The sequence below is a fragment of the Bradyrhizobium sp. BRP19 genome (assembly GCF_020194195.1).
Taxonomy (GTDB): Bacteria; Pseudomonadota; Alphaproteobacteria; order Rhizobiales; family Xanthobacteraceae; genus Bradyrhizobium; species Bradyrhizobium yuanmingense.
The window spans coordinates 62,586-84,180 of sequence record NZ_JADYVZ010000014.1 but is presented as its reverse complement, the minus strand read 5'-3'; the positions used below and the strand labels follow the sequence as shown (position 1 = coordinate 84,180).

The following is a 21,595-nucleotide window of genomic DNA, read 5'->3' as shown; positions in this document are numbered from 1 at the left end:
ATCACATGAGCTGGGGGTTGGGAATGTCCGGGCGTACCGCGTCGCCGTCGAAGCGTGCACAATTTCCGACCCTCAAGTTCCGCGCAAAGATCATACTCGGCTTCGCCGCCGTGCTGGTGATCTCCGCCGGCAGCATGGCGTTTTCCTATTTCGGCTTCGAGCGGGTCGCCGCCGGGGTCGGATCCTACCGCAGCAGCGTGTCGGAGGCCGATCTCGCCCGCAATATCGACCGTGAGCTGCTCGCCTATCGTTCGGCCGCCAAATATTTCGTCGTCACCGGTAAGGAAGACGACGCCAAGGCGGCGCTCGATGCCGAGGCCAGCCTGAAGAACGCCATCGACCAGGCCGTCAAGGCCGCCACCAAGCCGGCGCGGCAGGAAAGCCTCGGCAAGCTCGCCAAGGAGTTTTCCAACTTCTCCGCAACCTTCGCTAAGGTGCTCCAGGCCAAGCGCGACAGCGCGCTGCTGGTGCAGAACCAGCTCCAGCGCCAAGCCAATCTTCTGAAGTACAAGCTCGACGACATCGGCAACAACGCCTCCGACGCCGAAGCGCAGGCGATCGAGTTTGGCACCAAGCAGGTCAACGCCCAATTCCAGACCGCAAGCGCTGCAGCCACCCAGTTCGTGCTGACGTCCGATCAGGCGATCGCGAACAGCGCCCTCGCGCGGCTGAAATTCGTCGAGAACTCGCTGGGTGCGGTCTATTCCATGGACGACAAGATTGTCGCTGGCCTCAAGGAGGCCAAGTCCATCCTCGGCGCCTATCGCGAGGCGCTGGAGAAGTTGATCGCCAACGCCAAGCTGGTCGATGGCCTCGTCACGGAGATGAGCGGCTCGGCCGGCGCGATCCAGCAAGGCGCCACCGCCATGAAGGCGGACCTCGTCGCCGAGCAGCAGCGGCTGGATTCGGAGTCGGCGGCGGCCATCGGGCAGACCGAGCAGCTGGTGCTGATGCTGGCCGTCGGCGGCACGCTGTTAGGCGCGGTCCTCGCCTTCCTGCTCGGCACCGGCATCTCGCGGCCGATGATTGCGATGTGCAAGGCGATGCGGGAGCTCGCCTCGGGCAATTTCGACGTCGTGCTGCCGGGTCTTGGCCGCAAGGACGAGATCGGCGAGATGGCCAGCGCGGTCGAGGAGTTCAAGATCCAGGCCGTTGCAAAGGCCGAGCGCGACGCCGCCGCCAGCGAAGTGCAGAACCGCGAGCAGGCCGCAAGCCGCCGCGCCGAGCTGATCCGCTTTGCCGACGATTTCGAGAGCGCGGTCGGCGCCATCGTCTCCAACGTCTCGGCCTCGGCCGTGCAGCTGGAATCGGCCGCTTCGACGCTGACCCGCACCGCCGAGACCACGCAGAGCCTGTCGAGCCAGGTCGCCGGCGTCTCCGAGCAGGCCTCCTCCAACATGCAGTCGGTCGCGACCGCGACCGAAGAGCTCTCGGCTTCGGTCGAGGAGATCGGCCGCCAGGTGCGCGATTCCAGCCGCATCGCAGAGGCTGCCGTGATGCAGGCCAAGGAGACCGACGGCCGCATCGGCAAGCTCTCGCATGCCGCCCAGCAGATCGGCGAGGTGGTCAAGCTGATCACCGCCATCGCCGAGCAGACCAATCTGCTCGCGCTCAACGCCACCATCGAGGCCGCCCGCGCCGGTGAAGCCGGCCGCGGCTTCGCGGTGGTTGCGAGCGAGGTGAAATCGCTGGCAAGCCAGACCGCGAAGGCGACCGACGAGATCTCCTCGCACATCACGGGCATGCAGGGCGCCACCGCCGAATCGGTTGCCGCGATCAAGGAGATCGGCGCGACGATCGGCCAGATCTCGTCGATCTCGACCTCGATCGCGAGCGCGGTGGAGCAGCAGGGCGCCGCGACCCAGGAGATCGCCCGCAGCGTCCAGACCGTCGCGCAGGGCACCCAGACCGCGGCCACCGATATCGGCGAGGTCAACCGCGGCGCCGCCGAGACCGGCTCGGCCTCGGAAGAGGTGCTGAACTCGGCCAAGACGCTGTCGAGCGAAAGCACCCGCCTTCGCGCCGAGCTCGACCGCTTCATGGCGAACATCAGGGCGGCGTAGTAAAGCGCACCTTAACAAATCCCTACGTCACCTAACCGCCAGTTGCGGCGCCACAAGTTTACCGCAGCTTATCCTTTGCCGGTTACCGTGCACACGAGTCGGAAGCGGGCTGCTTCCCGGCTGCGCCTGGTTTTCCGCGAATGGAATGGGGTGGGGGAATGTCGGTCACGTCCAAATCGAGCCAATCGAAGTCGCGCCAATCGAAGCTACCAACGCTGCGTTTTCGCGCAAAAATCATCCTCGGCTTCGTGGCGGTGCTCGCCATCCTCGCCGTCAGCATGGCGTTCGCCTATTTCGGCTTCGAGCGGATCGCAGGCGCTGTGGCCTCCTACCGCACCAGCGTAGCGGAAGCCGATCTGGCGCGGACGGTCGATCGCGAGCTGATCGCCTATCAGGGGCTGGCACGGGCCTATACCCTGACCGGCGCGGCCGATGACGAGACCGCAGCCAAGGCCGCTGAAGGAAATCTGAAGAGCGCGATCGCCAAGTCGATGGCCGCCACCACGGGCGCGGCTCGCCGCGAGCAGGTCGGCAAGCTCGAGGCCGAGTTCCAGAGCTTTACGAAAGTCTTCAGCGAGATCATCACGCTGACGCGCGAGAACAACAAGATCGCGGCCGACGAGCTCAACAGTGTCGGCAACAAGATCCGCTTCAAATTCGACGATCTCGCCGACACCGCGGCGCTGGCGGGTCTCTCCTCGGTGCAGACCACGGCCAAGGACATCACCTCGCAATATCTGGCGGTCTCGACCTCGGTCAGCGCTTTCGTCGCCAAGCCGGAGCCGAAGACCGCCGACGGCGTGATCGCCCGCATCAAGTTCCTCGAGACGCTGCTGGTCTCCGTCTACGCGAACGACCAGAAGATCACCGATCGCGTCAAGGAGATCGGCGATCTCTTGAAGCAGTACCGCACCTCGTTCGCAAAGCTGACCGAGAACGTGAAGGTCATCGTCAAGCTGAACGGCGAGATGACCAAGACGGCGGCGACCATCCTCAAGCTCTCGGCCGAGCTGCGTTCGGATCTCACCGCGGACCAGCAACGCATCGAGGCGAGCGCCAATGCGACGATCGTAGAGACCCAGCAGCTGATGCTGATGATGGCGCTCGGCGGGCTGGCCATCGGCATCGTGCTGGCCTTGTGGCTCGGCAACGGCATCTCGCGGCCGATGATCGCGATGTGCAAGGCGATGCGGGAGCTCGCCTCGGGCAATTTCGACGTCGTGCTGCCGGGTCTTGGCCGCAAGGACGAGATCGGCGAGATGGCCAGCGCGGTCGAGGAGTTCAAGATCCAGGCCGTTGCAAAGGCCGAGCGCGACGCCGCCGCCAGCGAAGTGCAGAACCGCGAGCAGGCCGCAAGCCGCCGCGCCGAGCTGATCCGCTTTGCCGACGATTTCGAGAGCGCGGTCGGCGCCATCGTCTCCAACGTCTCGGCCTCGGCCGTGCAGCTGGAATCGGCCGCTTCGACGCTGACCCGCACCGCCGAGACCACGCAGAGCCTGTCGAGCCAGGTCGCCGGCGTCTCCGAGCAGGCCTCCTCCAACATGCAGTCGGTCGCGACCGCGACCGAAGAGCTCTCGGCTTCGGTCGAGGAGATCGGCCGCCAGGTGCGCGATTCCAGCCGCATCGCAGAGGCTGCCGTGATGCAGGCCAAGGAGACCGACGGCCGCATCGGCAAGCTCTCGCATGCCGCCCAGCAGATCGGCGAGGTGGTCAAGCTGATCACCGCCATCGCCGAGCAGACCAATCTGCTCGCGCTCAACGCCACCATCGAGGCCGCCCGCGCCGGTGAAGCCGGCCGCGGCTTCGCCGTGGTTGCGAGCGAGGTGAAATCGCTGGCAAGCCAGACCGCGAAGGCGACCGACGAGATCTCCTCGCACATCACGGGCATGCAGGGCGCCACCGCCGAATCGGTCGCCGCGATCAAGGAGATCGGCGCGACGATCGGCCAGATCTCCTCGATCTCGACCTCGATCGCGAGCGCGGTGGAGCAGCAGGGCGCCGCCACCCAGGAGATCGCCCGCAGCGTTCAGACCGTCGCCCAGGGTACCCAGACCGCGGCCACCGATATCGGCGAGGTCAACCGCGGCGCCGCCGAGACCGGCTCGGCCTCGGAAGAGGTGCTGAACTCGGCCAAGACGCTGTCGAGCGAAAGCACCCGCCTTCGCGCCGAGCTCGACCGCTTCATGGGTAATATCCGGGCAGCGTAGAGACCGCGGAAAGAACGCGTAGGGTGGATTAGCGAAGCGTAATCCACCACGTTGATGTCACGGCCGGTAGTGGAACGGTGGGTTACGGCTTCGCCTGACCCACCCTACAAGTCTCATTCCCTTCCGAACGCCCGCTTCAGCTCCACCTTCGCGCGCTCCAGTCGCGTGCGCTGCGTCTTGGGCAGCGTCTTGCCGGCACGGTTGATGTAGAAGGTCAGCATCGACAGCGCGGAGCGATAGGCGCCGGCCTTGCGTCGGGAGCTGTGCTCGGCCGAGCGCTTCAGCGAGGCCGCAATCCTCTTCGCGCTCGTCAGCTTGAACACCCCTTGCTTGAGATCGAGCGCATCACTCTCCTCCGTCACGCGCTGCGACCAGCGCCTTGTGGCGCGTTTGGTGCTCTTGTGCGCGGTCCCGCTCCGCCGGGTGTTTGCCTTCTGTGCCGCATTGCGCGGGCTGCTGTTTCGAGAATGTGTCGTCTTTCTGACCTGAGCCATGCGCCAACTCCTTGCGGGTCCAGCGGAAACGAGCGGTGCTCGCTGGCGTTCCCGCGGGAACCCGGCCCCCTCGCAAACGTTGTCGCAGGTGGCAGGCAGAATGCCGCACCCCGATGATCGGATCGACCCCGTCCACGTCATGTGAGCCGGGGCCGCTTCCATTGATCAGACGCAACAATCCGATGGAACTGCAGCAGAGCCCAGCGCTGAACTATGCACCCGTAGTCTCGGCGGCGGCCGTGACCGACCGCATCGTCGAGACCAGCATTCCCTCGCGGCTCGATGCGCTGCCGTGGAGCGGTTTTCACACCCGCGTCGTGCTCGCGCTGGGCATCACCTGGATTCTCGACGGCCTCGAGGTGACGCTTGCGGGTGCGCTCTCCGGTGCGCTGAAGCAAAGCCCATCGATGCAGTTCTCCAATCTCGATCTCGGCATCGCCAACTCCGCCTACCTCGCGGGCGCCGTGCTCGGTGCGCTCGGCTTCGGCTGGCTGACCGACCGTATCGGCCGCAAGAAGCTGTTCTTCATCACGCTGGCGCTCTACCTCTCGGCAACGGCCGCAACCGCGCTGTCATGGGATGTCGCGAGCTACGCGCTGTTCCGCTTTCTCACCGGCGCCGGCATCGGCGGCGAGTACACAGCGATCAACTCGACGATCCAGGAGTTGGTGCCCGCACGCTATCGCGGCTGGACCGATCTCGTGATCAACGGCAGCTTCTGGATCGGGGCTGCGATGGGCGCAGTGGCGGCCATCGTGCTGCTCGATCCCGCAGTATTCGCTCCCGATCTCGGCTGGCGCCTGGCCTATCTGATCGGCGCCGCCCTCGGCCTCGTCGTTCTCTTGATGCGGATGTGGATTCCGGAAAGTCCGCGCTGGCTGATGATTCATGGTCGTCCCGACGAGGCCCATGCCATCGTCGACGGGATCGAGCGGTCGGTGATCGGGCACGACCAGGATACGAGCGACGGACGCTTCACCAAGATCCGCCTGAAGATGCGCGATCACACGCCGATCCCCGAGGTGGTCCACACCTTGTTTTCGGTCTATCGCCGGCGCGCATTGGTCGGCCTCGTTCTGATGAGCGCGCAGGCATTCTTCTACAACGCCATCTTCTTCACCTTCGCGCTGGTGCTGACCGATTTCTACGGCATCAAGGCCGACCACGTCGGCTGGTACTTGCTGCCGTTCGCGGCCGGCAATTTCCTCGGGCCGCTGCTGCTCGGCCGCCTGTTCGATACGCTGGGACGCCGCACCATGATCACGTTCACCTATGGCGCATCGGGCCTGTTGCTGGCGCTATCAGGCTATCTGTTCTCGATCGGTGTCCTGAGCGCGCAGGGGCAGACCATCGCCTGGATGGTGATCTTCTTCTTCGCCTCGCCCGCCGCGAGCGCGGCCTATCTCACCGTCAGCGAGACCTTTCCCCTCGAGGTTCGCGCGCTGGCGATCGCGGTGTTCTATGCGGTCGGCACCGGCATCGGCGGCGTGATCGGGCCGGCGTTGTTCGGCGCGCTGATCGACACGGGATCGCGCACCAGCGTATTCGCCGGCTATCTGTTGGGGGCCGTCCTGATGATCGCGGCTGCGATCGTGGCGTGGCGCTATGCCGTCGCCGCCGAGCGCAAATCGCTCGAACACATCGCGCGGCCGCTCGCCTTTATGGAGTAGACTGATGAAATCGGAACTTGCGGAAATGGCGTTGGACCAGAAGCTCACCATACCTGATGACGACGAGACGCCGGAAACGGTGCCGGTGCCGCATGCGTTGGTGCCGCATCTCGATGAAATCGCCATTCTGCTCGACATCGATGGCACGCTGCTTGAGCTGATGCCGACGCCGCGCGAGGTGTGGGTGCCGCCGGGCCTGTCGGAAACGCTGAAAGCTTTGACCGAGCGCACCTCGGGGGCGCTGGCGCTGGTCAGCGGCCGCTCGCTCAACGACATCGACCTGATCTTCGCGCCCGACGTGTTCCGCGCCGTCGCCGGTCATGGCGCGGAGATGCGGCTGGCCGTGGACAGTGAAGCGGATGCCCTGCACGCGCCGCCGCTCGACAAGGAGCTGAAGCGGCGCCTCGCCGCCATCGCCAAGCTCAGCCCTGGAATCCTGCTCGAGGACAAGGGCTATTCGCTCGCGCTGCATTACCGCCTGGCGCCGCATGCGGAGAAGGCGATCTACGAATCCGTCTCACTGATCCGCGCCGATCTGCCCAATGCGCCGATCGAGGTGCTGCCGGGCAAGTTCGTCTGCGAGATCAAGCATTCCGGATTCACCAAGGCGAGCGGCGTGCGCGAGTTGATGAAGCGCGCGCCGTTCAAAGGACGTCGTCCGCTGTTCATCGGTGACGACGTCACCGATGAGACCGTGTTCGCGATCATGCCCGACATGGACGGGCTGGCGTTCTCGGTCGGCCGCCGCGCCATGGGCGTGAATGGCCACTTCGATGCGCCGGCGGATGTGCGTGCGTTCCTTGCGCACCTGCTCGATCCCAGGTGAAACCAAGGCAGCGTCATCTCGCAGACACAAAGGCTTGCATCGCAGCGCCATTGCGCGCTGCGATGCGTGCTGCGCAACAGGACCGGAAACGCTGTCTTTGCAGCGAAATGACTGGGTTCCACGAGCGAAACCAGTTCCAACGCGCACGCCCGATTTTGGTTTCAATTGGTTGAAACGATGATCAGGAACCATATTGATGAACGGCAGTTAAATGGGGCGGAATGAACAGGAGGGGACGACCTGTGAACTTGATCGTCGTTTCAAATCGCGTCGCCCGCGGCAAACCCAACGAGCCCATGACGGGCGGCCTTGCGGCGGCATTGCTTCCCGTTGTGGAACATTCTGGTGCGATCTGGGTCGGTTCCTCCGGCCGGGTGCGTGATGGCCACCAGAAGGAGCCGTTCGCCGAGATCGAGGCGCTCGGGACAGGCGCGATTGCGACGTTGGATCTGCCGGCGGCCCATTACGGCGGATACTACGAAGGCTTTGCCAATTCGGCGCTGTGGCCGGCGCTGCATTCGCGCAGCGACCTGATCCGCGTCTCGCGCGAGGACTATGTCAGCTATCGCGAGGTCAACGCCTTCATGGCGCGCGCCTTGATGCGTTTCCGCAAAGCCCGGACTGCGTTCTGGGTTCAGGACTATCATTTCCTCGCGCTTGGTGCCGAGCTGCGCGAGCTCGGCGTCGATGATCCCATCGGCTTCTTCCTGCATACGCCGTGGCCCGTCACTGCTGTGATGCAGGGCGTACCCAACCATCGCGAGCTGATCACCGCGATGCTGGCCTATGATCTGCTCGGCTTCCAGACCGAGGAAGATCGGCAGAACTTCCTCGGCTATGTCGGCGCCGAGCTCGGCCTCACCATCGAGGACGGGGTCGTGGTCTCGCAGCATGGGCGCACGCGCTGTGAAGTTTTCCCGATCGGCATCGATGCGGAGAAGTTCGCCGCCTATGCCGCGAAGTCGGCCGCGCATCCGGATGTGTCGCGCCTGCGCCGCAGCCTCAACGGCGAGCGCCTCGCGATCGGCGTCGACCGGCTCGACTATTCCAAGGGTCTCGTCAACCGCATCAGCGCATTCGACCGGCTCTGGACCGAGCAGCCGCAATTTGCGCGCAGCATCTCGCTGCTCCAGATCGCCAATCCCTCGCGCGGCGGCATCGAGGCCTATGGCAATCTCCAGAACGAGGTCGCGCGCCTCGTCACCGACGTCAACGGCCGCCACGGCGAGGTCGACTGGACGCCGATCCGCTATTTGAACAAAGGCTTCAGCCAGGCCGTGCTCGCCGGTCTCTACCGCACCGCGCAGGTCGGCGTGGTGACGCCGCTGCACGACGGCATGAACCTCGTCGCCAAGGAATACGTCGCCGCGCAAAATCCCGCCGATCCCGGCGTGCTGGTGCTGTCGAAGTTCGCCGGCGCCGCCAACGAGCTCGACGCTGCGCTGCTGGTCAATCCGCACGATATCGACGGCATGGCCCGCGCGGTCGCGGTCGCGGCATCCATGCCGCTCACCGAGCGCAAGATGCGCTGGGATGCGATGATGAAGAAGCTGCGCGGCCACACCATCCAGCAATGGTCCGCCGATTTCGTCGCCGAGCTCGAGAAGTGCCGCACCGAGAAGGCCGCCGTGGCGCCGCTCGCGGCCCAGCCGCCGCAGGCGCTGCGCTGGTTGAAGTCGGCGATCTCAGGCGTGCGGTTGATCTAATCTCAGCTTGGCTCGATCTCACCCTCTCCCCTTGTTGTGGGAGAGGGTGGCATAGGGGGCCTCTGGCCGCCGTTCTTAAGAACGCCGATGCTTTGCATCGGCTATGGCGACAGCGGCGAGACGGGTGAGGGGTGTCTCTCCACGCGTGAACGTCTCGCAGCAAGATTCGTGGATGCAACCCCTCATCCGGCGCTTCGCGCCACCTTCTCCCGCAAGGGGGAGAAGGCAAGAGCGCCCCTCAATAGCAATACGACACGCCGTCCAGGATCGCGCATTGCCGCTTGTTCGGCGCGTTCGGATCGTCCAGCGGCACCACGCCCTTGCCCTGACCGACAAACACGCCGGTCCCGACACGCACCGAGCTCTTGTTGCCGATGATCACGCTCTGATGCGGCGCCGAGCTGGAGCGGGTTCCGTCCGGCCAGAGGATGGTATCGCCTGAAAGCACCCCGCGCCGGCCGTCGTCGCAGCTGACGTCGACCCCCTGCCGGGTGCAGACCTGTGCCAGGGCCGGCGCGGCAAGGGCGGAGCCGAGGGTCGAAATCAGGCTCAAGGCGGCGATGGTCTTGCGGATGGTCATGGCGTCCCCGGTCGTGTGTGGCGGCTTGCCGTGAATCGTCGCGCCAGGGCCGCCCGCGGTTCAGCCCCGCGGCCGCTTCGGGTGCCCGCGGAGCCGGATATTGTGCTGCAAATACAGTAAGTTGCGGAAAAATCGCCCGATATCTCCGCGATCCCTTGCAAAATCGTCGGCGCCCCTTCAAGAGAGGGCGCTCCGGAGAGATGGCCGAGTGGCTTAAGGCGCACGCTTGGAAAGCGTGTGTGCGGGAAACCGTACCGTGGGTTCGAATCCCACTCTCTCCGCCATCGGCCCCGCTAAGCGCCTGAAACTCCGCATTTACCTACAAAATAAGGCTTTCCGAAAAGTCCCGGTGGTACACAGGAGTGGTCACCGTGAGACTCGTCGTGATCGGTCCTTGGAAGAATCCTCGTTCGAAGGTCTATTGGTTCAGACGTCGCGTTCCGGCGAAGTATCGCAAGTTCGGGATGCCCGCCGAGATCAAGTTCAGTCTCGGCACCACCGACCTGGAAGAGGCCAAGATCCTCTGTCAGGAGGAGAACCTGAAGCTCGAGCGGGAGTGGCGCGCGAACCTGGCGGGCGCGGAGCCGACCCAGCTCACGCACATGCAGATCACCGCGCTCGCCGGCGAATTCTACAAGGAAACGGTCGCGGCCCGCCGCGACGAGCCCGGTCCTCCGGCCGAAATCGAACGGTCGCTGAGGGAGCATGCGAAGCGCAAACGGCCCCCGATCGGTCCGCTCGATCCGCATCTGCACGTGATGTTCGGACAAGAAGTGCGGGCGTTCCTGCAGCGCAAGGGAATCCATCTCGTCGGCGACAGGCTCCATTCCTTCATCCGCTCCTACGTCGAGGCCAAGGAGCTCGCCGGGCAGGAGTTGTTGCAGAACGCGAAGAAGGACTACACGCCCAACAAGGTAGTCGCCGAACGCTTCCCGGAGTTCAAGCCGCCGAATCCCGCGAAGAAGTTCGACGTGCTGTGGGCCGAGTTCGCTGAGGCGAAGGAGCTGGCGGCGTCGACCCGCAAGAAGTGGGAGCCGTACTTCCGCCAATTGATTAAGCGGATCGGCACCGACGATATGAGCAGCGTGACCGAACAGCATCTGCTCGATTGGCGCGACGCGCTGCTGGCGTCGAAGGCGTCGCGGCGCAACGTCAAGTTCGGCTACATCGCCGCGGCGCGAGCCTTCTTCCGGTGGGCCAAGAACGAGAAGAAGCTGGCGACCGATCCCGCCGCCGAAGTCGTCGTCACTATTTCCGAAAAGAAGAAAACTAAGAAAATAGGCTTCGACCATCGCGAGGCCCACACCATCCTCGCTGCCGCCCTCGGTCCCCAGAACGAGCGGATGACAGAGGAGAATGCCGCCGCCCGCAAGTGGGTCCCCTGGCTCTGCGCGTACACCGGCGCGCGCGTAAACGAGATCACCCAATTGAGAGCCTGCGACGTGGTCGAAAAAGACGGGATCGCGTGTATTCACATCAGACCCGAGGCGGGAACGGTGAAGACGGCCGGAGAGCGCACCGTACCGCTGCATCCGCACCTGCTGCAGATGGAGTTCGTGCAGTGGGCGCACCGGAAGAAGGGAGACACGCCGCTGTTTTTCGCGGTCGAACGGCAGCGGAAGAAGGATCGGAAAAATCCGACCTACACCAGCGTCGGCAACAAGCTCGCCCACTGGGTGCGCAACGTCCTTGAGATCAGGAATCCGAAAGTCGCCCCGAACCACGGATGGCGGCATCGGTTCAAGACGGAAGGACGGCGGGCGAAGATGCTTTGGCAGGTCCTCGACGCGATCCAGGGCCACGCTCCCCGGACCGACGGCGAGGACTACGGCGAGGTCCCTGTGGACGTGATGCTGGCGGAGATCCAGAAGTATCCGTGGTACAAAATCGAGGCGCCGGCGAAGGCCGTCGATCGGCGCCGCCGCGGCCAGAGGCGGACCGAGGAGGCCGCCGCGCCGTAGGTCACAACTGGAGCGAAACCGCCTAGCTGCAGCCTCAAACTTTTTTGTGGCGCGGCCGGATTCCGCCCGGACGTCGATCGATGAGCAGTATTCCGTCAGGTCCCGGGGACACCTCCTCGGTGCGACGTTCCCGATAATAACTCGCGCGATGAGTGAGAATTCCGAAGACCTCGTCCAGCCTCTGTTGGCGCTCTGACGGCGATGCGGGCTCCTGTCCAGCGGCCGCGCTTAGCACCTTCTTATCGATCGCGAATAACACGCCGTTGTCGATCTCTCTTCCAACGAAGCCTTCGCCCGCAGGGTCCAGCAGGTCGGAATTCTCGCCGTCGAGAAAGAACGCGTAGGCCGTGGTGATCATCTCCCATTCGTCGAACTTGAGCTCGACGCCGGCAGCGTCTCCTTCAGGATCGACGACCCGCCCCTCGGCGCCGGAGGCCTTAAGCATGAAGAACGTCGCGCAGCGGGTCGCGGGCTGAGTGCCATTGATCGAGCGGAGCGCCGAGACTTGTCCAAGGGCCTTCGCGATGGCGCTCTGCGCGGGCCTGCGGATGCGGCCTTTGCTCTCGAATACGTGCTTCTCGGCCTTCTTCATGCCGATGAAGTCCGGTCGGCTTTTCGGAGACGGAGTTGAAGCACCGGTTTTCGGAGACACCGTCGCGGAAGACGTGCCCCAAGTGATCGATTTGAACCCGGCGACGTGCTCGAGGAATTCGATGCCCATCCGGTCCTGCGCGAACCAGTGCGTGAAGGCTTGGCCTAACAGGAAGGATACGCCCACCTTCTCCGTCTGCTCCAAATTGCGGAAGTATTCGGTCGTCCGCAGCTTGCGGTCGAGATAGCCGTACGCCATCGCTGACAACATCCGGGTACGCCAAAGTCCGACCTTGCGTATGGCCTTCTTGGGACTCGGATATCCTACCGTCAGCAGAGATCGGATGATGTCGGCCCGTGTGGCAGTGATGTCCGTCGAGCTGTTCAGCTTCGCGAACGCTCCCGTGAATTGCGATGCCGCGACCTTGCCAGCCATCAGCCGCTCGCCTGCGAGCTCTCTTCGCATTGGTCTTGCGTCGGGGGCTCGGCCGGCGGCGCGCCCAGCCGCTCGGCGAGAGAAAGTCGTCCCGCACGGCGCGCGCCCCGTTCAAGACAGGCGAGCAGGTTCGTCTTGTCTAACATCCGTGCGGTACGGGCGCGCAGTTCGGCGTCGTCACCGATGGTTTCGAGATAGGCGGTGGCGCGCTCTTCGAAGTGTTCCGGAAAGAAATCTCCGCGGCCAAGATAGAAGAGCGCCTCGAGGTCGGCAGCTTCATGGCTGGTGATCGTCCCGCTCAGGGCATCGACGCATTCGCGTCTCTTCTTGATGTTCGCGATCAGGTCCGCCGACCTGAACCGCCCGCCTTCGACGACCTCGGGTTCCTTCCCCTCGCGGTCGGCATGAAAAATGCGCCATTGCTCAACGACCAGCATCACCTCGTCGTCGAGCAGATAAGGCAGTTCGGTCTCGCCGCCGATCATCCCGTTGAATTCGCGGTTGCCCTTGATCGCATCGATGGCCTTGCTGAACTGGGTATTGCTCAGCGAGAAGCGCTCTTTCACGGCATTCTTCGCCTGGGTGAAGGCTTCGGTGCCCCAGTCGGCAAGCGGAGGCATCATGCCGGCAATCTCGCGGAGATCCGCACGCGAGCAGCGGGATGTGCACGTGCCGCTCTTCCGTTCGGCGACGAAGCCGATCGTTCGATGCATCAATCCATCGACCACCGACGACAGTTCCTTGAGGTTGTCGCGGATGACGACGATGTTGGCCAGCGATTCTCCCTTGAGGCTCGTCTCGCCGTCGCGGTTGACGTGGTAACGCAGTTCCTGTCCGTCGTCGTCTATCCGATCGAGGCTGATGACGAAGCGCTCCAGCGCCTTCAGGTGGTTCCTTATCGCTTCATCGGCGACGTCGGCCGCGACCAGGTGGTCCCAGAGTCCCTTGATGTCGTGATTGGCCGGATGCCGTTGCGCGAGGACGCCGCAATCGAACAGTTGTCCGGCGACGTATTTGAGGACGAGTTCGATGGCATGGCGCGCATTGTAGAGAATCGGAAGGACGAGCGTGTCGCGTTTGGCGAGCATGTTCTTGTCGATCACCGCGTTGGCGAGCTCGCTCGCGGCCTCCAGGTAGCCCTCGACATAGTGAAGTTCGTCGCCCTGCTGCCCGATGCAGGCGTTCCAGGTGCTGTCCTCCGAAAGGCTGAAAAACGGATCTTCGCTCATGTCTCTCGCTCGAGGGTTGTATCGTGGCGACTGGATGTATACGACGAGCCCGGAACGAGGCGCCAGAGTCGGCGAGGACTGGCGAGGTCCTTGCCCGACGGATGCTGCCGGAGATCCAGAAATGCCGCTGGTACAAGATCGAGGCGCCGGCGAAGCCCGTTGATCGGCGCCGCCGCGTCCAGAGGCACGCCGATCGGACCGTCTCTCCCTAGGCCGGGACCGGCTGGGTCAGGCAGCGGATGCCTCCGCCGCCGCGCAGGATCCCGTTGAGATCGAGCATGCGGATCCGCCGGCCGGGAAAACAGGCGGCGAGGGTACGCTCCGCCGCGCCGTCGCCGAACGGATCGCCGAAGCGGGCGGTGATCACTTGGCGGCGCGTCACGAACATGTTGACGTAGGTCGCGGCGAAGAGATCGTCGGCCAACCCCAGCCATCGCTCGCCCGCGCTGGCGACGTAGCGTAGTTCGCCGACGAGCCCGTCGGCGCGGGCGCGGCGGAGCGCCATGACGTCGCCGCGGCGGCCGCGGCGGCCGGCGCCGTGGTCGATGGTCTCGACCAGAAGACCGCCGTCGGGGAGGAAGGCCAGATAGCCGTCGGGGTGACCGGACGTGATCGGCTCCTTCCGGTCGCCCTCGAGCCAGAGGATCGTGCCGAGACCGAGCGCCGCCAGCGCCGCCGAGAGGTCGGCCTCGGTTAGGTGCGGATTGCGCGCGAGCAGGCAACTGCGCGTGGCGATGGCGAGACCTGCGCCGTCGGTCAAGATGGCGCCGCCCTCAGCGACGAAGGAGGCCGACACGACCGGCACGCCGAAGTCGAAGATGCGCGCGAGACGGTCGCCCGGACGCGAGGGGCGACGCCACGAATTGTCCCAGCCGTTGAAGTTGAGATCGACGGCGGCGATGCCGTCCGGGCCGTGGGCGAAGACCGGGGCGATGTCGCGCATCCAGATGTCGTCGACCGGCGCCGGCACGATCTCGACGTCCGGCGGCAGGCCTCGCGAGCGCACGGCGCCCAGGAGATCGGGCGGCGTCAGCAGCGTCACCGGCTCGTCTTCGGCGATGGCGCGGATCACCTCTTCGAGCTCGTCCTCGACGCACTCGCGGTCGGACCCCATTCGCGGTGCACCGCGAACGACATCACGGTGTTCGCGTGTGGTTCGAAATCGGCCGGAATGCGGAGGGTCGTTTCCCTCATCAGGCGGCGGTCTCGGACCGCGCCGGCGCGGGCGGATTGCGCCACTTCCAGCGCCAGGGCAGGTGGGCGTCGGTGCCGACGTTGATGCGCGTTCCGACCTCGATGTCGACGATCGGCTCGACCGGCCGGTAGACGCGGAACGGTGTGTCGAACAGCCAGGCTCCGTCGAGCGCGGGCTGGATGTCGAAGGCTTCGCCCACGTTGCAGGGGCCCTTGGCGAGGATCTTCTCGTAGCCCTTGGCGCGGGTGCGGATGCGGCGGTCCGCGGCGGGATCGGTGCTGCGGCGCCTTGCCATCGCCTCCAAACCGAAAACGGGGATGCCCTCGCGGATCAGCAGCGAACTGCCGCGACCCTTGGGACCGCAGACGATGTCCATGGCCAACATTCCGGAACGATCGTAGGGGTGGACGTAGACGTGGCCATGGCCGAGGCGCTGGGTGTCCGCCCCGTGCACGGCGCCCTCGGTCTCGTCGTAGGCCTCGAGCACCGACAGAGCGAGGGCGGCCGAGGCGCCCCGATAGTCCATGGCCAGTACCGTTCCGATCATACGGGGCCCCACCAGCCACGAGGGCTCGGCCAGGAAATCCGGCTCCATCAGGACGTATTCGCGGTCGAAAAACTGGATCATGCTGAAATCTCCTCTGCAATTGGGCCTTCGCGCTGACGCTTCGGCCAACGCGGGCGATCCTAAGGTCGGAGACCGCCTCAAGTCAAATAATGCTTATAAATCAACATCTTATAATAATAAAACCGATGCGTTGCGCGTGCGATCCGGCTCCGCCGGCAACTGCCGTGAGGGATCCAACCTTACGGTCCTCGGCTTGCTCAGCGCATTCGCTGAGTCCCCAAGATTCGGAAGGCGCCCGGATGGCCGGCCCGGCCGCCGCCGGGGGAGTCCAGGTTTCCGCGCGCGTTGCCATCCCGGGCTGCTGATCCTTGCTGCGCGAAGTCGAATGCTTCCCGAGACCGGCGGCTCTGCCCGCTTGGCGTCGCGACCGGGAGACCCGTCCGAGCGAACGAAATTCGAAGGATTCGATCGCAAGGGGCGTGGGCAGCGAAGGAGCCGGACGGCGCCGACCGGTTCGCTCGCGCCGCCGATATCCCGTCGTCCGGGACGCCGGACCGGTCGTGGGCGAGGACTGCCCTTGTCGGGATTGGCTCGGGTCGCCTTGCACGCTAGGAGGGAAAACCGGACCGGACTTTCGAATCCTTGAAAAGCCGTATCAAAAAGGGTCCGGTTCTAAGGTCGTCCAAATCATATGAAGTGGATTCAGGGCGGCTGCGTTCTCCAATCACGATCCCGTGATAATGGGTTCGTGGCGGTGTCCCTCGCCGCGAATACGACGGCGGCGGCAGCACCTCTGATGGGGGACGGCGCGACAGCCGCGTTCGGCAATTGACGCAGTCGTGGACCAAGAAGACCGCCTCCGACTCCTGCATCGCGGAGAACCCCCGCAAGCGAACGGCCGCCTTGAGAGCTTGCTGCGCTCATCGCACGGCGGATCTCGTTGTCCGCCTCGCCCCGCCGGACGCGTGCTGCGTACCATCGCGCGGTTCGCGCGGCGCCGCCCGAGCCTTCCGGCAATCCCGGCTGGAGACCCTGGTGGGCCGCTACGTCGTGAGGTCGGACGGTGCGCCGTTGAGGGGCGAGGTCGGCAGGAAAGTCACGCGGCCGAATACGAACGGGTCCGGCCCATCCACGGCGAGTTGTCGCGGAAGGCCGCGAGCCGCCCTTTCCGGTGCCGCGGACGGAGTCGCCCGCGGCCACCGAGCGGCCACGAACCGGGGTGTCCGAAGCCGATTCAGGTGCCCCGAAACGTGCCGATCGGATATGAGTGATCGGGAAAAACGTCGTGATTTCAAGGAGGGCTCGCTCTTGCGCCTTGCGGGTTGGAAGCGGCAAGCTGCGCGGAATCCCCGGGGATTCCGCGCATCTCGACGGAACGGAACGAGGCCGCGGCTGCGGCGCGGCCACGAACGGGGTGGGAAACGGACGAAGGCCGGCAAGGGCAAACCGCACGCACGCGACGGCGCCGCCCGCGCGAGGCGGGCAGAGGACGAGCGGCAGGCCGGGTGCCGAGGGGCGGAAGCCGAGGTCTCAGGATGCGCGGGCGGCGCGCCTCCGCGCGGGCGCGGCGACGGCGGCATCGGCGGCCGGCACGGAAGGCCGGATCGGAACGACCGTCGTCTGCGAAGGCTGGGGCCGCGAAGGCTCGGCCTGCGACACCTCGGACGCCGGGACGGCGCGCCGCCGGGCGTCCCTCGCCCTGTCCCGGGCCCGCCTCGCGGCCCTCCTGGCTTCGGCCTTGGCGGCGGCGGCCTCTGCGTAGGCCTCGTCGCGGGGGGCGCGGAAATCGGCGGCCCGGGCGGCCCGGCTTTCCTCCTTCTCGCGCCAGGCGTTCTGCGTGATCGCCTCGGCCGCGGTCTCCAGCAGGTCGACCTTCCTGGAGGGCCCGTAGTTGCGGGAGATCGTCTTCTCCGAGGTGTCGGCGTGTTCGGCGAGCACGGGGCGCGGCACCCCCGCGGCATCGGCCCAAGCCACTGCCAGATCCTTGAGCGAATGCGCGCTCGTCCCCTCCGGCAGGCCGGCGTCCGCGACGATCTGCCTGAAGGTCCAGCTCGGAAGACAATCCCCGTAGCGCTCGCCGTCCGGCTTGTGAAAGACCCACTCGATGTCGGCCGCCTTGTCCCTCGCGTAGCGGGCCCTGACCTCGGGTTCGAACTCCTTCGGAACGAAGTTCCAGCCCCTCCTTTTGTTGCCGTCGTAGCGCTGGTTGCCGTCCCGGTGGAAGACGATGCAGTCGTCCAGCACCTCGAGCCACGGCCGCTCCTCTCCGCGGGCGAACTTCCTGCCGCGCGGCTCGACCGATCCAGGCACCCAGCGGGTCAGATGGATCTGGCCGTTGCGGCTGACCGAATAGGCGAGACACGGGATCATGAAGGACCAGGCGTCGCGGTTCTCGGGACGCTGGCGGCGGGCCTGGACTAGCCCGTGCGGGCCCGGGATCATCATCGGCGCGCCGCCGGGATGGTGGCGCCAGCCCTCGGCGGCGGCCCGGAGGCGATCGTACTCGGCGGGGGTCCAGTTCGGCTTCTTTAGCGGCCCGGGGTCCTTGTTGGCGAACCGAACGCGATAGGTTTCGGGCACTCCCAACCGCTTCAGAATCTCGTTAAGCGCCATCTGCACGGTCCTGACATAGGCATAGCGCGACGTCGGCTCGAGCCTGGCGCGCTCCTCGAACTCCTCGGCGATGCGCAGATCGACGCGCCCCTTGCAGTCGCCGATTTCGAGCGTCGGAAACGCATGCTGGAAGGCCTCGATCGCTGCCCTATAGGTCGACCACAGCTTGCGTTCGGCCCGGGTCGCCTTCTCCTCCTCGACGACATCGGTGGCATCGGGGGCCCTGCTTCTCCTTCCCGAAGTCTTCTCCCCCTTCTTCCTCTTTTTCCTGCGCGGCTTCTTCAGGTCGACGTCGAGGTACGCCTGGAGCATGGCCTTGCAGTTCAGCCGTTCGATGCGCTCGATGGGCCAAGTGGTCGCGCGGATCGTCTTCTTCTGCCCGCGCGCGATCATGATCAGCGCCTCGGCCCTGGCGCTCTCCGCATCCTTCGCCTTCAGCGTGATGGTGCCCGGCTTGATGGCGACGCCGCCGCCGGCCTCGGGCGGCGCGTACACGGGGGCCTTGAAGACCAGTTGCCAGGCGTCGCTCAAGCGGTCCCGCGAGCGCTCCTTCGGGCCGGCGGACGGGTTCTCCTTCCTCCTCGGTTTGGCGCGGAATCTGAGCCACCAACCGGCGCCCGGCGGCCTGCGCTTCAGGAAGCCCGGTCCGACGACCGGCACGTGGTCGATCGAGGGCAGCGTGAAGACGCGCGCGAACGTCTCGAGCGGCAGCGCGCGGATCTCCGCCGGCGTGAGATCGAGACCGTCCAGCGAGGCGGACGGCGCCAGCGGCGGCAGCATGTCCTCGATACCGTCCCGCATTCCGCTCTTCCATCCTCCTGCAGGGGGACGCGCATGCGTTCCCCGGGCGACGGACCGGCGCCCGCGCGCCCCCGCCAACAACCAAGTCGGTCTTCGATGTCCGCGCCGGCCTATCCGCCGGAGCGCGCCGCGACGAAGGCCTTCCGGCCCTCCATCATCGCCGGGGACGCTGCCCCCGCCCGCGCGGCGGTTCCCTCCAACACCATGCCGGCACCGCCTTCAAGAGGGTACTGCGCGTCCGGGCCGGCGACGATCCAGCCCCGAAATACAAACGAGTCCTTGAAAAACGGCGTAGGCGCGGCGATCCTCACGGACGCGAGCGGGCCGGTTTCCGCGCCGCCTCGAGCATCTCGCGGACGGCCTTCTTGGTGGTCGTCAGCTTCCGCGCGACCAGCGTCACTTCGAGTTTTTTTTGCCGGTAGCAGGTCCGGAGCGTCGACGCGGTGTACAACCCTGACGGGAACAGCAGCGCCGCCGCCTCCTCCAGCGTCATCTCCTCCGTGTCGGACCAGAGATCCGGATTGTCCCGCGCCGCGACGCGCCTAGGCTTCGGCTTCATACGATCCTTCCTTCCCTTTTCAAGGATTCGAGTTCCCAAGGCCGCGCCGGCGCCCGCGCAGCCGCCCTCGCACGATGGCCTCGACCTCGGCGCCGGCCAGATGCCGCTTCTCGGCCAAGCGGCGGGCCACCGCGAGGATGGCGTCGCGGTTGGCCGCGACGAGCCGGTCTGCCCGCCGCTCCAGCCGGTGCAGGTCGCGTGCGACCGCCTCGCGCAGGCCGGCGTCGAGCGCGACCGCCCTGAGCAACTCCTCGCCGGCGCCGAGATAGACCGGGGCGCCCCGCATGCCGAAGGACGCGTGGAGCGAGGCGACCAAGATCGTGGCCGAGCCGATGTCGCTGTCCGCGGCGCCGCCGCCGCCGGTGGAGACCGAGCCCGTGAACAGGCGCTCGGCGGCGCGGGCGGCCAGCCCGACCGTCGCGCGGTCCTCGATCGCCGCTCGAGTGGCGAGGTCGTCGTCGGCATAGAACACGGACGTACGGCCGCCCGCGTCGCCCGCGCTCGCCAGGGACACGTGCCGCAGCGTGCCTGCCGCCAGCGCGAGCAGGATCACGGCGTGCGCGGATTCGTGGATCGCCATTCTGAAGAGACGCGCCGGCGGATGCGTTTCGTGCGGCATCGCCGCGTCGATGAGGTCGGCGACGGTCAGGCTGCGCCCGGCGCGCCTAGCGGTGCGCCGCGCCGTCCGCGTCATGTACATGATCTCGGCGGGGGTCGATCCCTCCATCGCCGCGCCGACCGCGGCGAGGTCCTCGCCCGCGAGCTCGCCGTCGAGGTGGAAGCGGAGCACGTTGGCGACGCCGGCCGCGCCGGGCGGATCGATCCGGACGACCTTCTCCAGCCGGCCCGGCCGCAGCAGCGCGGAATCGACGCGCTCGATCGAGTTCGTGGTGCCGACCACCAGCAGCTTCGCGTCCTTCGCCGCCAGCGCCGAATCCACGATATTTAGAATATCCGAAACAACGACGTTCCACCATTCCTGCGCGCGGGGCGACATCTTCGCGCGCTCCGGCACCGCGGCGTCGACCTCGTCGATGTGCCAGATCGAGATCGGCGCGGCCATCGCGACCGCCATTGCGTGCGACCGGCGCGCTTCCTTGACGACGCTGTCCAAATACCCCGGTCCGTTCGCGAACCACGACCCGGCGGACGTCGAGACCAGCGGCACCCCGCAGCCCTGCGCGAGGACGCTCGCGAACCACGACTTGCCGAAGCCCGGCGGCGAATGCAGGCAGATGCCGCGGTCGAGGTCGCGCCACGCGATTCTGCCGTCCCTGAAGTCGGCGATGTCGCGGGCCAGATCGAGACCCCAGCGCTGCGCCTCGCCGTATTCGACCGCCGTCGCGAGCGCCGGCACGCGCTGGGTCGTGCCGACGTGCGAATTGCGCGCAGCTTCGAGGCGCCGCACGATGTTCTTGGCGCCCTTGCCCGGCCTGAACGCGGCGACGATCTCCGGCAGGTCGAGGCCGGCCGCGATCCCGGGTTCGAGCTCGCCCGGCGACCGCCGCGCGAAACGCGCGATCGCCTTGCGCAGCACGGCGCCGTCCGGCGGGGCGATGCGGATGACGATGTCCGCCGCGCTCCGCAGCGAGGCGGGCAGCAGCTTCTCGTCGTGGCTCACGCCCATCACGCATAAGCCGCGCGATAGGTCGCGGGCCACCTCCACCGTGCCGGCGTCGTCGCGCTTGCGCTCGGTGCCGTCGCGACTGTGGAAGCCCCAGCGGGAGCCGAGTTCGGACGAGAGGTAGGCGGCCACGGGCGCGACCCAGGCGGGGCCGGGAACGATCACGATCGCGGCGAGCGCCTGGACGTGAGCCAAGCGCCGGCGCACGGCCCCGGTCGTCGCCGCCTCGAAGGCCGCGCCGACGACGACGGCGGTGGCTGTCCCCCGCGATTTTCGGGCCCGTTCGGGCCGCGCCGGCGCGGCTTCGGTTTCCGGCCCTGCGGTTTCGGGTCCTTCGGATTCGGCGTCCTGAGGGCCCAGCGCCGGGTCGACCTTCTGGTCCGACAGACGCTTGAATCCCCATCGCGTGACGATGCGGTTTCCGGCCTTCTGCTTCTTGGGCTTCTTCGTCATGTACGCCACCGTCGTTGTC

At 66.3% G+C, this 21,595-nt stretch carries 15 protein-coding genes and 1 tRNA gene; 7 read left to right on the top strand and 9 right to left on the bottom strand.

The window, feature by feature from the left end:
• Window positions 1–23: 23 nt before the first annotated feature.
• Window positions 24–2,063 carry a methyl-accepting chemotaxis protein gene (locus I6F36_RS30310; RefSeq protein ID WP_225145440.1) on the top strand — a complete coding sequence of 680 codons (2,040 nt, stop codon included), beginning with the start codon at window positions 24–26 and terminating at the stop codon, window positions 2,061–2,063.
• Between the two features lie 158 nt (window positions 2,064–2,221).
• On the top strand, window positions 2,222–4,270 hold the full coding sequence (locus I6F36_RS30305; protein WP_225145439.1) for a methyl-accepting chemotaxis protein: 2,049 nt from the start codon (window positions 2,222–2,224) through the stop codon (window positions 4,268–4,270).
• A 113-nt stretch (window positions 4,271–4,383) separates the two neighbouring features.
• Here the strand turns inward: I6F36_RS30305 and I6F36_RS30300 are convergent, their stop codons facing one another.
• Window positions 4,384–4,764 carry a DUF3175 domain-containing protein gene (locus I6F36_RS30300; protein WP_225145438.1) on the bottom strand — a complete coding sequence of 127 codons (381 nt, stop codon included), beginning with the start codon at window positions 4,762–4,764 and terminating at the stop codon, window positions 4,384–4,386.
• Between the two features lie 182 nt (window positions 4,765–4,946).
• Here I6F36_RS30300 and I6F36_RS30295 point away from each other — a divergent pair, with 182 nt between their 5' ends.
• From I6F36_RS30295 to I6F36_RS30285, 3 genes are all read left to right on the top strand, one after another.
• Entirely contained in the window at window positions 4,947–6,434 is a 1,488-nt protein-coding gene (locus I6F36_RS30295; protein WP_036026149.1) for an MFS transporter, read from the top strand.
• A 4-nt stretch (window positions 6,435–6,438) separates the two neighbouring features.
• Window positions 6,439–7,260, top strand: a complete 822-nt coding sequence (gene otsB / locus I6F36_RS30290) for a trehalose-phosphatase (protein ID WP_036016048.1) — start codon at window positions 6,439–6,441, stop codon at window positions 7,258–7,260.
• A gap of 242 nt (window positions 7,261–7,502) precedes the next feature.
• The gene (locus I6F36_RS30285) at window positions 7,503–8,966 is read left to right on the top strand and encodes a trehalose-6-phosphate synthase (protein ID WP_036016051.1); all 1,464 of its coding nucleotides are present in this window, start codon (window positions 7,503–7,505) and stop codon (window positions 8,964–8,966) included.
• Window positions 8,967–9,204: 238 nt separating this feature from the next.
• Here the strand turns inward: I6F36_RS30285 and I6F36_RS30280 are convergent, their stop codons facing one another.
• The gene (locus tag I6F36_RS30280) at window positions 9,205–9,546 is read right to left on the bottom strand and encodes a hypothetical protein (protein WP_225172771.1); all 342 of its coding nucleotides are present in this window, start codon (window positions 9,544–9,546) and stop codon (window positions 9,205–9,207) included.
• Between the two features lie 194 nt (window positions 9,547–9,740).
• Between I6F36_RS30280 and I6F36_RS30275 the strand changes: the two genes are divergently transcribed.
• Window positions 9,741–9,830 (top strand) — tRNA-Ser (locus I6F36_RS30275).
• Window positions 9,831–9,908: 78 nt separating this feature from the next.
• On the top strand, window positions 9,909–11,507 hold the full coding sequence (locus I6F36_RS30270; protein ID WP_346656681.1) for a DUF6538 domain-containing protein: 1,599 nt from the start codon (window positions 9,909–9,911) through the stop codon (window positions 11,505–11,507).
• 34 nt (window positions 11,508–11,541) lie between these two features.
• On the opposite strand, the gene I6F36_RS30265 is transcribed toward I6F36_RS30270, so the two are convergent.
• The 7 genes from I6F36_RS30265 to I6F36_RS30235 form a co-directional block, all read right to left on the bottom strand.
• Window positions 11,542–12,534, bottom strand: a complete 993-nt coding sequence (locus tag I6F36_RS30265) for a hypothetical protein (protein ID WP_225172769.1) — start codon at window positions 12,532–12,534, stop codon at window positions 11,542–11,544.
• The gene (locus I6F36_RS30260) at window positions 12,534–13,763 is read right to left on the bottom strand and encodes a DUF3775 domain-containing protein (protein WP_225172768.1); all 1,230 of its coding nucleotides are present in this window, start codon (window positions 13,761–13,763) and stop codon (window positions 12,534–12,536) included. Before I6F36_RS30260 ends, I6F36_RS30265 begins: the two co-directional genes overlap by 1 nt.
• Window positions 13,764–13,971: 208 nt before the next feature.
• Complete coding sequence (locus tag I6F36_RS30255) at window positions 13,972–14,877, bottom strand: agmatine deiminase family protein (RefSeq protein WP_225172767.1); 906 nt, start codon at window positions 14,875–14,877, stop codon at window positions 13,972–13,974.
• Window positions 14,878–14,956: 79 nt separating this feature from the next.
• Window positions 14,957–15,586: a DNA-3-methyladenine glycosylase gene (locus I6F36_RS30250; protein ID WP_225172766.1), complete on the bottom strand. Its 630-nt coding sequence runs from the start codon at window positions 15,584–15,586 to the stop codon at window positions 14,957–14,959.
• A 1,470-nt stretch (window positions 15,587–17,056) separates the two neighbouring features.
• On the bottom strand, window positions 17,057–18,940 hold the full coding sequence (locus tag I6F36_RS30245) for a hypothetical protein (RefSeq protein ID WP_225172765.1): 1,884 nt from the start codon (window positions 18,938–18,940) through the stop codon (window positions 17,057–17,059).
• Window positions 18,941–19,247: 307 nt separating this feature from the next.
• Window positions 19,248–19,499 (bottom strand): hypothetical protein, encoded by a 252-nt coding sequence (locus I6F36_RS30240; RefSeq protein WP_225172764.1) that lies wholly within the window; start codon window positions 19,497–19,499, stop codon window positions 19,248–19,250.
• A gap of 19 nt (window positions 19,500–19,518) precedes the next feature.
• On the bottom strand, window positions 19,519–21,576 hold the full coding sequence (locus I6F36_RS30235) for an AAA family ATPase (protein ID WP_225172763.1): 2,058 nt from the start codon (window positions 21,574–21,576) through the stop codon (window positions 19,519–19,521).
• Between the last annotated feature and the right edge of the window lie 19 nt (window positions 21,577–21,595).

Coding starts and splice junctions, on each gene's coding strand:
- I6F36_RS30305 (WP_225145439.1), top strand. CDS start 2,222: ATGTCGGTCACGTCCAAATCGAGCCAATCGAAGTCGCGCCAATCGAAG.
- I6F36_RS30245 (WP_225172765.1), bottom strand. CDS start 18,940: ATGCGGGACGGTATCGAGGACATGCTGCCGCCGCTGGCGCCGTCCGCC.
- I6F36_RS30240 (WP_225172764.1), bottom strand. CDS start 19,499: ATGAAGCCGAAGCCTAGGCGCGTCGCGGCGCGGGACAATCCGGATCTC.
- I6F36_RS30235 (WP_225172763.1), bottom strand. CDS start 21,576: ATGACGAAGAAGCCCAAGAAGCAGAAGGCCGGAAACCGCATCGTCACG.
- I6F36_RS30265 (WP_225172769.1), bottom strand. CDS start 12,534: ATGGCTGGCAAGGTCGCGGCATCGCAATTCACGGGAGCGTTCGCGAAG.
- I6F36_RS30300 (WP_225145438.1), bottom strand. CDS start 4,764: ATGGCTCAGGTCAGAAAGACGACACATTCTCGAAACAGCAGCCCGCGC.
- I6F36_RS30260 (WP_225172768.1), bottom strand. CDS start 13,763: ATGAGCGAAGATCCGTTTTTCAGCCTTTCGGAGGACAGCACCTGGAAC.
- I6F36_RS30295 (WP_036026149.1), top strand. CDS start 4,947: ATGGAACTGCAGCAGAGCCCAGCGCTGAACTATGCACCCGTAGTCTCG.
- I6F36_RS30280 (WP_225172771.1), bottom strand. CDS start 9,546: ATGACCATCCGCAAGACCATCGCCGCCTTGAGCCTGATTTCGACCCTC.
- I6F36_RS30310 (WP_225145440.1), top strand. CDS start 24: ATGTCCGGGCGTACCGCGTCGCCGTCGAAGCGTGCACAATTTCCGACC.
- otsB (WP_036016048.1), top strand. CDS start 6,439: ATGAAATCGGAACTTGCGGAAATGGCGTTGGACCAGAAGCTCACCATA.
- I6F36_RS30250 (WP_225172766.1), bottom strand. CDS start 15,586: ATGATCCAGTTTTTCGACCGCGAATACGTCCTGATGGAGCCGGATTTC.
- I6F36_RS30255 (WP_225172767.1), bottom strand. CDS start 14,877: ATGGGGTCCGACCGCGAGTGCGTCGAGGACGAGCTCGAAGAGGTGATC.